9 protein-coding genes are annotated in these 15,227 nt (G+C 46.0%); 6 read left to right on the top strand and 3 right to left on the bottom strand.

Going from position 1 to position 15,227, the window contains the following annotated elements; translation table 11 throughout:
• Both EPL05_RS20140 and EPL05_RS20145 read right to left on the bottom strand, forming a co-directional pair.
• On the bottom strand, positions 1-2,277 hold the full coding sequence (locus EPL05_RS20140; RefSeq protein WP_128535799.1) for a glycosyltransferase family 4 protein: 2,277 nt from the start codon (positions 2,275-2,277) through the stop codon (positions 1-3).
• 233 nt (positions 2,278-2,510) lie between these two features.
• Positions 2,511-3,710, bottom strand: coding sequence for an aspartate aminotransferase family protein (locus EPL05_RS20145; protein WP_128535800.1), 1,200 nt, complete (start codon positions 3,708-3,710; stop codon positions 2,511-2,513).
• A 646-nt stretch (positions 3,711-4,356) separates the two neighbouring features.
• Here EPL05_RS20145 and leuS point away from each other — a divergent pair.
• From leuS to EPL05_RS20160, 3 genes are all read left to right on the top strand, one after another.
• Positions 4,357-7,245, top strand: coding sequence for a leucine--tRNA ligase (gene leuS, locus EPL05_RS20150; protein WP_128535801.1), 2,889 nt, complete (start codon positions 4,357-4,359; stop codon positions 7,243-7,245).
• Between the two features lie 223 nt (positions 7,246-7,468).
• The gene (locus tag EPL05_RS20155) at positions 7,469-8,413 is read left to right on the top strand and encodes an acyltransferase family protein (protein ID WP_128535802.1); all 945 of its coding nucleotides are present in this window, start codon (positions 7,469-7,471) and stop codon (positions 8,411-8,413) included.
• A 111-nt stretch (positions 8,414-8,524) separates the two neighbouring features.
• Positions 8,525-11,029 carry a TonB-dependent receptor domain-containing protein gene (locus EPL05_RS20160; RefSeq protein ID WP_128535803.1) on the top strand — a complete coding sequence of 835 codons (2,505 nt, stop codon included), beginning with the start codon at positions 8,525-8,527 and terminating at the stop codon, positions 11,027-11,029.
• 209 nt (positions 11,030-11,238) lie between these two features.
• Here EPL05_RS20160 and EPL05_RS20165 read toward each other — a convergent pair whose 3' ends face one another.
• Entirely contained in the window at positions 11,239-13,053 is a 1,815-nt protein-coding gene (locus tag EPL05_RS20165; RefSeq protein ID WP_128535804.1) for a MutS-related protein, read from the bottom strand.
• Positions 13,054-13,133: 80 nt separating this feature from the next.
• Here EPL05_RS20165 and rlmH point away from each other — a divergent pair, with 80 nt between their 5' ends.
• From rlmH to EPL05_RS20180, 3 genes are all read left to right on the top strand, one after another.
• On the top strand, positions 13,134-13,607 hold the full coding sequence (gene rlmH / locus EPL05_RS20170; protein WP_128535805.1) for a 23S rRNA (pseudouridine(1915)-N(3))-methyltransferase RlmH: 474 nt from the start codon (positions 13,134-13,136) through the stop codon (positions 13,605-13,607).
• A 103-nt stretch (positions 13,608-13,710) separates the two neighbouring features.
• Entirely contained in the window at positions 13,711-14,628 is a 918-nt protein-coding gene (locus EPL05_RS20175) for a cation diffusion facilitator family transporter (RefSeq protein ID WP_128535806.1), read from the top strand.
• Between the two features lie 28 nt (positions 14,629-14,656).
• Positions 14,657-15,064 (top strand): Dabb family protein, encoded by a 408-nt coding sequence (locus tag EPL05_RS20180; RefSeq protein ID WP_128535807.1) that lies wholly within the window; start codon positions 14,657-14,659, stop codon positions 15,062-15,064.
• Positions 15,065-15,227: the final 163 nt, after the last annotated feature.

The raw sequence follows: 15,227 nt of genomic DNA on the forward strand, positions 1-15,227 counted from the left end.
TTAGCAAATCTTTACGTGTTCTTCAATCTTATTATACTCGTACTCCAACTCGAAGGCTTTTAATACGGTTAGATGCGATATCAGGTAAGCCAGCGTACTCTCGGCACCCTGGTTTCGGTTAATTCCGGTTGGCAGCAAACCGTCGCAGCATCCCTTGGTTTCGTGGTCGTAAAGCGGCGCGCGCAAAGTGTTTTCGCCCAGGAACCATTTATAACTCAGGAACATTTTTTCGATATACTGCGGCTTGCGGAAGATCTGGTAAGCCTGAAAATGCATCAGCACCATGGCCATAGTTTCTATAGCCTGCTGATCGAACGTTGGGAACTTGCCTCCGCGGTAGTACCAGCCATCATTACCAACCGGGCTTAAATAGCCGTTTGATAAGGTTAGCTTATCAAGGAACGCCATGGTGGTAAGCGCTATTTTTTTGGCCTCTTCGTTGCCGGTTATTTCGCAGGAATGTAAAAGGGCTAAAGGCAATATAGCGTTATCATAAGTCATGCTTTCCTCAAACCATTCCCAGTCATCACTGCGGGTGTTATTGTAAGCGTCTATCAATGGCTGTGTCATGCGTTTTAATTCCTGTACCATGCCTTCATCGGTTGGGAAAGCCTGCAGATATAAGCTAACACCGATGATCGTATTGGCCAAACCGCGCAAATATCTAAGCGCCTTAAAGTGCGGGTATGATCGGTGGAAAAGCTCCAGCGCAAATTCGCGGTAAGAGTTGCTTGCGGCGCAGCTGATGAGATGGCCAAGCGCCCAAATGGTGCGGCCAAAGGAATCTTCGGTACCTACCTCGTCCAGGTATCGCCTGTCGAAGCTGAGGAAATTACGGAAATTGCCATCATCGGTTTGCATATAGTGAATATAGCTGAGGTAGATGGGCAGTAAACGATAAGCTTCCTGGCTGCCGTTACGCTGGTAGGCCATTAAAGCCATAATAAGCGCACGCGAATTATCATCAACACAATATCCCTCCTTTAAATTGGGGATGCCGTATTTGGCGTGCTGTACAATACCGGTATCATCAGTTAAACGGGTTACGTGCGCCAGGCTAAATTTGGGCAGTACTTCGGGGTCTACAATGCTGTTCTTTAATATCTTGTCGCTAAAATCATGCGTTGCGGCCGCTTCTTGTGCCACTTTGATGAACTCCGAACCGATAACCGGCCAGCGTAAATGCAAGCCGTACTCGTAAGCGTTTTCTTTTAACTCATTCAGCAGAGCATCGTCGTCCAGTAATTCATTAACGGTTTCTGCCAATGCATCGGCATTCTTAAAATCAAAGAGGCGACCACGGTCATCTGCCAGCAGTTCAGTAGCATGCCAGTAAGGGGTTGATACTACGGCTGCTCCTGCGCCAACGGCATAGGATAGGGTACCGCTGGTGATCTGCGCCTCGTTCAGGTATGGAGTTACATATACTTCGGCAGCGGTAAGGTAATCTATCAGTTCATCCTCGGCAACAAACTTATTGATAAAGGCTAAATGCTGTGATACCTTCAGTTGCGCGGCCAGGCTTTTAAGGTGGTCGCGGTATTCTTCGCCCGAGTGTTTAACTACCCCGGGATGGGTGTTGCCCAGCACCACGTACATTACATCGGGGTGTTTCTCCACTATTTTTGGCAGGGCTTTCACTACAGTTTCTAAACCCTTGTTTCGGCTTATTAAACCAAAGGTTAGCATTACGCGGTGGTTTTTAAACGGTGTAAGGCTTTTAACAGGGTTTTCTTCGGGGGCTTCCAGATCGGGTACCCCGTGCTCAATGATCTGGATCTTTTCTACAGGGATCTCGTATATATTCACCAAAAACTCCACTGCCCGTTTACTCATTACAATGATTTTTGACGATTGCTCGGCAATTTCGCGGATGATGATGCGCTGTACATAGCTTGGGTCTTTCAGGATGGTGTGCAGGATAGAGATCAGCGGTTTTTCTAAACGGTTGATGAGCGGCAAAATGTAGATGCCGCTTTCGCCGCCGTAGATGCCAAACTCGTGCTCTAAAATTACCGCGTCTACCGCGCTGGTATTGATATAATTTGCGGCGCGGATGTAATCCTTCTGATGGTTTTGGCGGATCACGTATTTTACATCATCGGGGTATTCGTATTCCTGCAGGTTCTCGGAGTCATTAAGGGCAACCACGAAACCACCTTCCAGCAATGTTTTCCGTTTAGGGAAATTTGCGTTGATGGCGTGCATCAGGTTTTGATTAAACGTGGCAATACCGCATTCGCGGGGCGGATAGGTAGATATATAGGCGATTTTCATAGGTAGATGTTGTGCCGTATGTTTTGTTTTTGTGATACAATTGAACCGTATTGACCCAAAAAATATGCAGTTATGGTCTTAAAAGCCATATTTACGAGTGTAAAAAGCAATATTTACGTGGGCACAACCTATAGTGCATAAACTATACCAATTAACTGGGAATAGATTTTGGTAACCGTGTTTTTACACAGGGATTATAGTAATAATTAAAAATTATGGAGAGAATCTGGAGGTTAGGCCCTTGTATCGGTATGATAATCAATAGCCTCCATAATTACCGCGCAGGCATGGCTGATCTGCTCAGCGGTAATAATTAATGGCGGGGCAATGCGCATAGAGTTGCTGCAATGCAGAAACCAATCGGTAATTACGCCGTTTTCTATACAGCGGTCTATTATTTTTTTGTTCAGGTCGAAGCTTTCAAATTCTACAGCCAGCATCAGGCCTTTGCCGCGAATGCCCTTGATGGACGGGTGAGTAAGCTGTTGATGGAAAAGCTGATTCTTTGCTTCCACACCATCTATCAGTTTATCATTCAGCAGAACTTCCAGCGCGGCCAGCCCTGCGGCGCAGCAAACCGGGTGCCCGCCAAAGGTGGTGATGTGCCCCAATATCGGGTTTTCTTTAAATGCCGACATGACCTCAACCGAAGCAATAAAGGCACCCACCGGCATACCTCCGCCCAGCGCTTTAGCCAACAACAATATATCCGGCACAATCCCAAAATGCTCAAAGGCGAACAGCTTCCCTGTACGGCCAAATGCTGCCTGGATCTCGTCCAGTATCAGCAGCGTGCCAACCTCGGTGCAGCGGGCACGAAGAGCTTGCATATATGCCACATCCGGCACGCGGATGCCTGCCTCGCCCTGTACAGTTTCTACAATAACGCAGGCGGTTTCGGTGGTGATGAATTGCAGATCCTCAGCCTCGTTAAAGCGGATGAAGTTCACACCCGGCAATAATGGGCGGTAGGCCTGCTTAAATTCCTCGTTGCCCATTACACTGAGCGCACCGTGGCTGCTGCCATGGTAAGAGTTGTGCATGGCCACAATTTGCTGCCTGCCGGTAAAACGTTTGGCCAGTTTCAACGCGCCTTCTACCGCTTCGGCGCCGGAGTTGGTGAAGTAAACGGAACTGAGGTTTTGGGGCAGAATGCTTATAAGCTTCTCTGCAAACTTTACCTGCGGGGTTTGCACGTATTCGCCATATACCATCAGGTGCATGTATTTATCAACCTGCTCTTTTATGGCCGCTATTACCTGCGGATTGCTATGCCCCAGGTTACTTACACCAATGCCGGAAATAAGATCGGTAAAGGGCTTGCCTTCCTGATCATAAATATAAACGCCTTCGGCACGCTCAAACTCCAGCAGCAGGGGGAAGTTGGTGGTTTGGGCGTTGTTGTTTAAAAATAGCTGGCGAAGGGTAAGCATGGGGCAAAGGTAAAAATAGTTTGGTTGATTGTGAGCTTTTGGGCGTGAAGGGGGCTTGTGCGATTCCTTCCTTGGGGAAGGGGGTTTCGCCGTTTGTGCTTTTATAAGCACGTGTGGGTTCTTTAGTGCTTCGTTAGGAGCGATATGTGGTTGTGGTTTGGCCCGTGGATGTTACTTTTCTTTTCCGCAAATAAAAGTAACCAAAAGAAACTCCCGGCTGCGCCCTGTTCTATGAAGGATCGTGCTTTAGCAGTGCCTGTAGTTGCCGAACAGGCCAAGGCCGATTTAAAAACGGGCTTCGTTAGGTCTGCGTGCTATTTCAATCAAAATCATGAAAATTCTTTAATCCCCAAAATCATCCTCAGAAACCCGCGATAGGGATAGGAACGGAAACCCCGGAATGAAGTGCTGCTTCTATCAGCAGCATGGAATGAGGAGTTGCAGTGCATAGCCCGGCCCGCAGGCATCGCCATTGTCTGAATCAGAATTTTCTGAATTAAAGAATTTTCAGAATTTAAAACAATGACCCGGTCGTGGCATTCCCTTCTAACCCCTAATTAACTTACCTCAAACCTAAACCCACAAACTCTACCAAACTAACCGTCATTTTTATTATTTTCGCACCCTCACATGCGCAATTAATAAAATGGACTATCAATTTAAGGATATAGAGAAAAAGTGGCAGCAGTTTTGGGCGGATAACCACACCTTTAAAGCCGAAAATAAAACCAATAAACCCAAGTACTACGTGCTGGATATGTTCCCTTACCCAAGTGGTGCGGGGCTGCATGTTGGCCACCCGCTGGGCTATATAGCTTCTGATATTTTTGCGCGTTATAAACGCTTAAAAGGCTTTAACGTATTGCACCCGATGGGGTACGATAGCTTCGGGCTACCGGCCGAGCAGTACGCCATACAAACCGGGCAGCATCCATCGGTTACCACCGAGGATAATATCGCCACCTACCGCCGCCAGTTGGATCAGATCGGTTTCTCGTTCGACTGGAGCCGCGAGGTGCGTACCAGCAACGCGGGTTATTACAAATGGACGCAGTGGATCTTTATGCAGCTGTTTAACAGCTGGTATAACAAAGAGGCCGACAAAGCGATATCGATTGCCGAATTGGTTGCGCATTTTGAAAGCAAAGGCAGCACCGGCATCAACGCTGTGTGCGACGAAGAAATACTAAGTTTTACCGCTGATGAGTGGAAAGCATTTACCGAACAGGAACAACAAGCCGAACTATTAAAATACCGCCTAACCTACCTGCGCGAAAGTACCGTTAACTGGTGCGCCGCCCTGGGTACCGTACTGGCTAACGACGAGGTAAAAGACGGCTTTAGCGAGCGCGGCGGGTACCCTGTGGAGCAAAAGAAAATGATGCAGTGGAGCATGCGCATCACTGCCTATGCCCAGCGTTTACTGCAAGGTTTGGACACCATTGACTGGCCCGAGCCTTTAAAAGAAATGCAGCGCAACTGGATCGGCAAAAGCGTGGGTGCATCTGTTAGGTTTCCGATAGCCTCACCTAAATCCTCTCCAAAGGAGAGGACTTCAGAAGAAAGCGCAGCTACCTCCCTCTCCTTTGGAGAGGGTCGGGGTGAGGCTAACTACATAGAGGTTTTCACCACCCGTGTAGATACCATCTTTGGAGTTACGTTTGTGGTTTTGGCGCCGGAGCATGAACTGGTAGCAAGCCTGACCACGCCGGAGCAAAAAACCGCCGTGGAGGAGTACATTGCCAAAACCAAAAAGAAAAGCGAACTGGACAGGATGGCTGATACCAAAACGGTATCGGGCGCTTTTACGGGTAGCTATGTATTAAACCCGCTGAACGGCGAGAAGATACAGCTTTGGATAGCCGATTACGTATTGGCTGGCTATGGTACCGGTGCCGTAATGGCCGTACCAAGTGGCGACCAGCGCGATTACCTTTTTGCAAAGCATTTCGATTTGCCGATAGTGCCTATCATTGATATACAAAATATAGAAACCGAAGCCGACCCGACCAAGGAAGGTACATACATCAATTCGGACTTTATGAACGGCCTGGATTACAAGGCTGGCACCGCCGCCGTAATTGCCAAACTGGAAGAGGTTGGCGCGGGCAAAGCGAAGGTGAACTTTAGAATGCGCGATGCCATTTTTGGCCGCCAACGTTACTGGGGCGAACCGGTACCGGTTTATTTTAAAGATGGCTTGCCTTACCTGATAGAAGAAAGCGAACTGCCGTTGATATTGCCCGAAATTGATAAATACCTGCCAACCGAAACAGGCGAACCACCTTTGGCCCGTGCTGCGGGTTGGAAATACACCTCCCTCTCCTCTGGAGAGGGCCGGGGTGAGGCTACCTACGAGTACGAACTGAGCACCATGCCTGGCTGGGCAGGCAGCAGCTGGTACTGGTACCGCTACATGGATGCCCAAAATGATGCTGAATTTGCTTCGGAAGAAGCCATAGAATACTGGAAAGCGGTTGATTTGTACATTGGCGGTAGCGAACACGCTACCGGTCACTTGCTGTACAGCCGTTTCTGGAACAAGTTTTTAAAGGATATTGGTAAAACACCCGAGGAAGAACCGTTTAAAAAACTGATAAACCAGGGGATGATACAGGGGAGGAGTAATTTTGTGTACCGCCTTATTGATGAAGAAGGTAAGGGCACAAACACCTTTGTTTCCCATGGGTTGATCAAGGAACACAATACTTCACCAATACACGTGGATGTGAACATTGTTGAGAACGATGTGCTTAACCTGAATAAATTTAAAGAGTGGAGGCCGGATTTCGCAGACGCGGAGTTTATACTCGAGAATGGCAAATACGTTTGCGGGGTTGAGATTGAAAAGATGTCTAAACGATACTACAACGTTGTGAATCCGGATGATTTGGCTCAGCGTTACGGCGCCGATACTTTACGCATGTACGAAATGTTCCTTGGTCCGTTAGAGCAGAGCAAGCCCTGGAATACCAACGGTATTGAAGGTGTGTTTAAATTTCTGCGTAAATTCTGGAGATTGTTTCATGATGCGGACTGGAACTTTACCGTAAGCAGTGCCGAGCCTAACAAAGCGGAGCTAAAATCATTACACAAGATCATCCAAAAGGTGGAGCAGGATATCGAACGTTTCTCGTTCAATACTTCCGTATCCAGCTTTATGATTGCGGTGAATGAGCTTACCGACCTTAAATGTAACAAACGCGCCATCCTGCACAATATGGTGATCATCCTGGAACCATACGCGCCACACATTTGCGAGGAGCTTTGGGTAATGCTGGGCGAACAGGCCGGCACCTTATCTTATGCAGCTTACCCAACATTTAACCCGGCCTATTTGGTGGAGGATGAGTTTAGCTACCCAATATCGTTCAACGGGAAAATGAAAACCAACGTAAGTTTATCATTAAGCCTGAGCAATGACGAGATTGAAGCCGCTATCCGCTCACACGCCGACGTACTAAAATACCTCGACGGCAAAGCCCCTAAAAAGGTTATTGTAGTAAAAGGCAGGATTGTGAATATTGTGGTGTAAAAAAGTAGCGATGGGTTCAAGCTCATCGCTACTTTTTATATACAGGCAACCGATCATTTAAAAAGGTAGTCATGTTGAACTTGTTTCAACATCCCACGGGAGGGGTAACTACCTCGCTTAACCGATTGCGCAGCTAATCACTTTGCATGTGGGGTGCCGAAATAAATTCACATGACGACGGGTTCATTGCTATTAAACACTCCAATAACAAAGCGCTTTTTCAATGACCCAGCCCAAACACATCCACCAAGTAGATTACATCCGCGCTATTGCCTGTGTTGGTGTAACACTGTTCCATTTGGGCGGGAAGTCGCTTCCGGGATTAAAGTATGCCTGGTTGTGGATTTACATGTTTTTCCTGCTCTCGGGCTTTATCATTTGCAAGGCCATTCCTAAAAATTATATCTGGCGCATGGCGCCAACGTTTATAGCAAAACGTGTCAGCCGTATAGAACCACCGTATATTTTATCAATTGCATTAGTGCTATTGTTAAACCTAATTTATACACGGCTTGGCTATTTGCAGGAAATTAAGCCCGATTGGCCAAATCTACTGGGGCATTTGGCATACCTCAACAATTTTAACGGTAACAATTATGTTAACCCGGTATACTGGACGCTCGGCATCGAATTTCAGTTTTACTTGTTTGTGGCGCTGGCCTTCCCGCTCGTCAATAGCAAATGGGGCGCTTATTTCCTGTTGGCATTAAGCATTGTATCGTATTTTGTGCATCTCCCCTGGTCGACAATGTTACCCATGTTCCCTGTTTTTGCTTTGGGCATGTTATATTTTCTGTACTCTTCCAAACAAATAAAGCCTTTATTGGCATTGCTCATCAGCCTTCCTATCATTTATATCAGCTGCTTTAATTCTGGCTGGCGCGAAACATGCACGGCATTGTTTGCACTTTTATTACTGGCACTGCCGCTAAAAGCAAACGGTATAATTAAGTTTTTTTCTACCATTTCTTTTTCACTATACCTTACTCACGATACCATTGGCAGCAACCTGGTTGTATACATGGGGCAAAGCCTGCCAAAAACACTGCCTTTTAAGGCGCTGGAGTTTGGAACGGGCATAATTGTGAGCATCGTTTTCGCCTGGGTGTTCTATTTAGCGGTAGAAGCCCCCTTCCTGAAGCTCTCAAAACGCATTGTTTATAGTTGATTATCAGCTTAGTGTAACATATACATTACAGTTATTAATATTTTACAAAAAAGGTTGAATTGCTTGTAACATTTTATCCATTTTCGCCTCCAATTACGAAAATGAACTAATATGAGACGTATAATTTTACTTTTAATAATAATTTGTGCTTCATTTACAGCTAATGCCCAGTTTGGCGTTGGCGGTGGTGGCGGCTCATCTATACTCGGGAAGATAGCCGGTACGGTTATAGATTCCCTAACTAAAAAACCGGTTGACTATGCTACTATCAGCGTATTTAAAAGCGGTGGTACTGTGCCTATCAACGGTGTTTTAACCGACGAAAAAGGAAACTTTAAGCTTGATAACATCAAATCTGGCAGTTACAAGATCACCATATCTTTCTTAGGTTATAAAACCAAAACTATCGACCCGGTTACCACCACGGCCTCAAAACCGGATGCTAACCTGGGAAGCCTTATTTTGCCGCCAAGCGCACGTGCTTTAAAAGAGGTACAAATTGTTGGGCAGCAGGCGCTGATAGAAAATAAGATTGATAAGATAGTTTACAATGCCGAAAAAGACCTTACCGCCGCAGGTGGTACCGCTACCGATTTGTTATCTAAAGTACCTTTGGTTGCTGTAGATATTAACGGTAACGTATCTGTACGTGGCGATAACAACGTTCGCGTACTTATCAATGGCAAGCCATCGGGCGCGACAGCGGCCAGCTTAAGCGATGTATTAAAATCTATTCCGGCCAGCCAGATCAAAACCATCGAGGTGATCACCTCGCCATCTGCCAAATACGATGCGGAAGGATCGGCAGGGATCATCAACATTATTACCAAGCAATCAAACGTTTCGGGTTTAAGCGGTGGTATTAATACTGGTTTTGGTACACGCCAAAATAACAGTAACTTAAATTTAAACTATAATAAAAACCGTTTTAACTTTAATACCAACATAGGCGGTAACGCGTCATGGCCGCAAAACACAAAAAACGCCTCCACTTACGAAAACTTCGCGCATCCTGATCTTTCTACCTCATCTGTAGGTACGGGAAGGCTTACCAGGCACGCGCTTGTAGGGTCGGTTGGTGCAGGTTACCAGTTCAATGGTTTTAATAATATTAACACCACGTTTAAGTTTAACCAGATAAGCTTTGGTAATACATCCATAAACGATATAACGGCAAAGGCCCCGTATAGCAGCAACTCGGTTTCAAACAATAAGATAGATGGATTTGACTGGAACCTGGATTATACGCACAAATTTAAAAAAGAAGGCAGCGAGATCTCTTTCTCAACCCAATGGAGCCATAATTCGGGTATAACCAATTACATCAACTTGTATACAGCGGTACAGCCAAACATCAAAAACAATATTGACGGTAAAAGCAATGAATACACGGTACAGGCCGATTATGTATTGCCTATAAATAAGGTATTTAAGCTGGAAGCAGGTGGTAAGAGCATCTTCAGGAGGATAAACAGCACGTCTGATTTTTACGATTATACCGGTAATCAGTTTATAATCAGCGCTGCTAATTCAAATGTTTATAAATATAACCAAAACGTATTAGCTGGTTACTCAGTGCTTACCACTACTTTGCCCAAAGGCTGGTCGTTATTAACCGGTTTCAGGTTAGAGAACACGGATATCCACGGCGAGCCGTTTAACGCGAACCAAAGCCTTCCTCCGTTCGATCAGAATTATAACACCTATGTACCAAGCTTAACCATTCAAAAGAAACTAAACGCGTCAAACACTATAAAGCTGGGTTACTCTAAACGTATTACCCGTCCAAGTTTGCAATTCTTAAACCCCTTTGTTAACAAAAGTAATATACTGGCCCAGCAGGTGGGTAACCCTACGCTTAACGCGGAAGTATCGCAAACGCTCGAACTTGGGTTAAACAGCTTTATTAAAACCTCCATCGTAAACGTGTCTGTGTATTATAAACGCACTTCGGGTTTAATAGAGGGTATTGCTGATACCATAACCGTAAAAACTAAAGATCCTATAACTGGTTTAGACAGGTCGCAGGGCGGTACCCTTACTACTTTCCAAAACGTTGGTAACAATAATTCGTTTGGCGGTAGCTTTTTTGGTACTATTAACCCAATAAAAGCCATAACCATTATTGGTAGCGTAAATGCTTATACTTACAAGCCCGATCCAACAGGCAGGTTCCTGCAAGATCAGAGCCAGAATGGTACTTACATACAATATGGTGGTTTTTTAAGAGCCAGCGCTACATTGCCAAATAACTTTATAGCAGAAGCTTTTGCCTTCGGTAGTTCATCGCGCCGCACCATACAGGGCCAAACGCCAACCTTTAGCATCCTTGGTTTTGGTGTAAAAAAACAATTGATTAAAAAGAAAATGTCTATCGGTGTAAACATCATCAGTCCGTTTGCAGAATATAAAGGTTTTAACTCTAAAACCGAGGGCAAAGATTTCAGGTCGAGCACTTCGTTCCAGTTACCTTTCCGTTCATATGGTGTAACGTTTAGCTACAGCTTTGGTAAGCTAAGCTTTAGCCAGCCTAAAAAGAGCGGCGTGAACAACGATGATATGAAACAAGGCGACCAGGGTATGGGCGGCGGTGGCGCACCAGCCGGCGGCCGATAGGTTGTTGGATCAAGAGTCAAGAAACAAGACGAAAGTTATATTACAAAAGCGAGCCTTCCGGTAAAACGGGAGGCTCGCTTTGTTTGTATTGGAGCCTTTGTAGCTACCGCGAATTTTCAACTCGTGGTACGCAGCGAGCAGCGTTCAACTGCAATTTAATTTAAGCTGCAGCAATTTTTTTCTTTTTTCTTACCCCTTGATTCTATCCTTTACTCCGCAGCAACGTTAATCCCTATCTGCTTCAGCAACAGCGACGCGTTGAAGGTTTTGCATTCGCCGTGTTTTATCTTGTAGTCAAACAGCATTTCGCCGCCGATAACCTGTATGTCAAAATAATAATTACGGATGTAAGCTGGGTATTTATCTTCCAGTCGAGCTATCTGCAGGTCGTGTGTAGCCACCATGCCCACGCCTTTTTTGGCGATGAGTTGCTCTATTACAGCCTTGCTACCCAGGTACTTATCTACGGAGTTGGTGCCGCGCAGCATCTCGTCTATCAGGAAGAAAACCCTGCTTTGGTTCTCCACAGCGGCAAGGAGCATCTGTAGCCGGTCCAACTCTGCCTTAAAGGTAGATGTGCTTTCGTTCAGGCTATCTTTAATGCGCATGTAGGTCACCATGGTAATAACTGATACTTCCATCGCCCCGGCGCAAACCGGTGCCCCAGCCAGCGCTAAAACGGTGTTAATGCCAATGGTGCGCAGGAAAGTGCTCTTGCCAGCCATGTTGCTGCCGGTTATAATATCAACGCTAAAGGCATTGTTTAGTTCATAATCATTATCAACCCGCTTGCCACGGATAAGCGGGTGGGCTATGTTTTTGGCAGTCAGGGTATAACCTTTGGTATCAGCAATAATAGGGTAGGTCCAGTCCGGGTAGTTGATGGCGGGTACGGCAAGGCTAATGAGGGCTTCAAACTCTGCAATCACATCAAAGGCGGTTTCAAAATTCTCGTGGTTGGCCTTCTTCCAGGCCTCAATGGCCATCAGCTGGCGTATATCCCATATAAAAATGGCGTTCAGCAGCACCATCAATATCATATTGAGGCGGTAGTTGAGTTTATTGATAAGCAGGGATAGCTGTTTTATCTGAGCAGAAACTACCTGTCCGTTGGCGTCTTTTAGCTTTTTGCTGATGTTTTGGGTGTAGTCGGCGTTCCACTCCGCTTGCTCTATATTTTGAAAACCCAGCACAAAATGCTGGAGGGCGGTATCTATTTTACCGGCTATCAGGTCGGTTTTCTGCACTATTTTAGTTCGTGTGGAAGCCTGCCGGTAGTTGAACCACATTACGGGCACTACCACATACAATATGGGCGTATAAAAGTACCCGGCAACCAGCATAGCCATCAATACAAATGGCGCTGCCTGGCTGTATGCGCGCAAAAATTTTTCGTTATCAAGTTCTACCGGCGTTTTCAAGAAGGTGATGAGGTTGGTAACCTGGTCGCGGTGCTGTTTCAGCGAGAAAAGCAGGTTGGCCTGAAAGGTTAGCTTCCATTCGGCTTTGGCGGCAAGCTCTTTTACCGCTTCCTGGCGGGAAAGGATCACCTCCTTTTTTTCGGGGGCCAGTAGCCAGTTGGCCAGTTTGTTATTCCCCTGCGAGGTAGCGCCCCGGTTAATGAGTTGAAACAGAGAGCCCTTGCCAAAAATATCCAGGTCGCCGGTGTAATGGTGCTTATCGTTTGCAAACCAGCTGCCATCCGGGTACATGTTGCTGTGGGCTGCTATGCTTGCGGCTTCGTTCTCGTTCACCTTTTTAAGGTCGAGGTAATACTTTTTGGCGGTCTCAAATTCGTTTTGTTTTCCCACCAATTTGGCAAACACAAAGCCAAGCACCAATAAGGCGGCTACCAGTATCAGGATATTGTCCTGGCTCACGGTTAAAACAATGGCCACGATAAACAAAGCAAAGATGCCTAAACGGTAAAGAGAGTAGGTATTTGCTTGTGTGGCAAAGTTATCTGCCTGTTGTTGGGCAAGCGCTGCGGCCTGTGTGTGCTGGGTTAAAATATCCTGTTCCATTAGCTGTTGTAAAACCTTAATTTTGGGATGTTTTACAAGTTTTCAATTTTACAACAAATACGCAACATTTAGCGCCTCTAATGAAGATCACTTTTATAACCGTTGGCAAAACCGAAGATGCTTATTTAAAAGAGGGCATAGAAAAGTATGTGAAACGGCTAAAGCACTATACCAAACTGGAACTGGCCGAGATCCCCGAGCTAAAAAATACCAAGGCCCTTACCGAAGATCAGCAGAAAACAAAGGAAGCTGAGCTCATCCTTAAAAAAGTTACCCCGCAGGATCACCTTATTTTGCTGGATGAGGCCGGGCAGGAATTCACCTCCGTGCAGTTTGCCAGCTATTTAAATAAGCGCGCCATCGGTTCGGTAGCCAGCCTGGTGTTTATAGTGGGCGGCCCCTACGGGTTCGACCAATCTGTTTACCAGCGCGCCAATGATAAAATATCTCTCAGCCGCATGACGTTCTCTCACCAAATGGTCCGCCTGTTTTTTGTGGAGCAGCTGTACCGGGCATTTACCATTATTAAAGGAGAGCCGTATCATCACCAATAGCTTGATTTGAAGATGAGTGAATTTGAAGATTTGAAAATTGAACTCAGCCATTTTCAAATCTTCAAATTCCCTAATTTTCAAATCAATTAAATACCTTTACACCATGCACAGTCACGACCACTCTGGCCATCATCATCACGACCACGCCCCCAAGCTGGATCAGTTGAATACCGCCTTTATCTGGGGAATTGTATTAAACTCGGGTTTTGTGATTGTAGAGGTAATAGCCGGATTGATCAGCGGTTCGTTATCCCTGCTAACAGATGCCGGGCATAACCTGAGCGATGTGGCCTCGCTTGCCCTGGCGCTGCTGGCTTTTAAAATGAGCAAGGCAAAATCGAACAGTAAATACACCTACGGCTATAAGCGCTCCACTATTATCGTGTCGTTTTTTAATGCTGTTATACTTTTTGTAGCAGTTGGTTTTATTGTTTATGAGGCGGTACTGCGCTTTTTGCATCCGGAGAATGTTACCGGTACCACTATTGCCTGGGTGGCCTTTTCGGGTATTGCCATTAATGGTTTTACCGCCTGGCTGTTTGTTAAAGATAAAGATACCGACCTGAACGTAAAAGGTGCCTACATCCACATGGCAGTGGATGCCATCGTGTCGCTTGGCGTGGTAATATCGGGCGTTATCATCTACTTTAGCCATTGGTATTGGGTAGATAGTGCTGTGAGCATTATTATTGCCATAGTGATATTAACCGGCACCTGGAGCCTGATGAAAGATAGCCTGCGCCTGGAAATGGACGGCGTACCCAAAGAAATGGACCTTGCCAAAATTAAGGCCGAACTGAAGAAAGCAGAAGGCGTGGTAGATGTACACCACATGCACGTTTGGGCCCTCAGCACCACCGAGAATGCCCTTACCGCCCACCTGGTGGTAAAGCCAGAGGACATGACAAACTTCGATAACATTAAGCACGACCTGCGCCATCGCCTGGAGCATCTATCTATCAGCCACAGCACTTTCGAGCCGGAGTTTGAGGACGAGGAATGTAAGCAGCCCAAGTGCTGATAAAAATAATCTAAGCTAATTAAAACACATGAGCACCAACAGAAGAAAATTTATAGCCACCGCAGCAACAGTAGTTGCCGGTACGGCGGTAGCATCGGCTGCGCCGTTAGCAGAATTAGACCCTAAATACCCTATCCTTCACCATGCCTTATTTTGGTTGAAGAACCCGGGCTCTAAAGAAGACCGCGATATGCTGGTTGCCGGCGTAAAAAGCCTGGTTAAAATACCCATGATAAAAGAACTGCGTGTAGGCGTGGTAGCAAGCACCGAAAAACGCGATGTGGTAGATAACAGCTGGGCCGTATCAGAAGTAATGCTCTTTGCAGACCTCGCCAGCCAGGCCGCCTACCAAAGCCATCCTATACACCAGCAATTCATTAAAGATCATAGCCACCTTTGGGAAAAGGTTATTGTTTATGATGCGATAGACGCGTAGGCGAAGATAATTAACAGCAGCCACATTGTTGGTGACAAGATATTGACACCATATCGTAATTTGTAAAAATTTGATTATGAGTTATTTATAAATGTTCACGGTGTTCATATGTGCGGCGTGAACACTTTATGGTTGTTTTTTGGCGACTTACACGCAGCAAAAA

Source organism: Mucilaginibacter gilvus (assembly GCF_004054195.1).
GTDB lineage: Bacteria > Bacteroidota > Bacteroidia > Sphingobacteriales > Sphingobacteriaceae > Mucilaginibacter > Mucilaginibacter gilvus.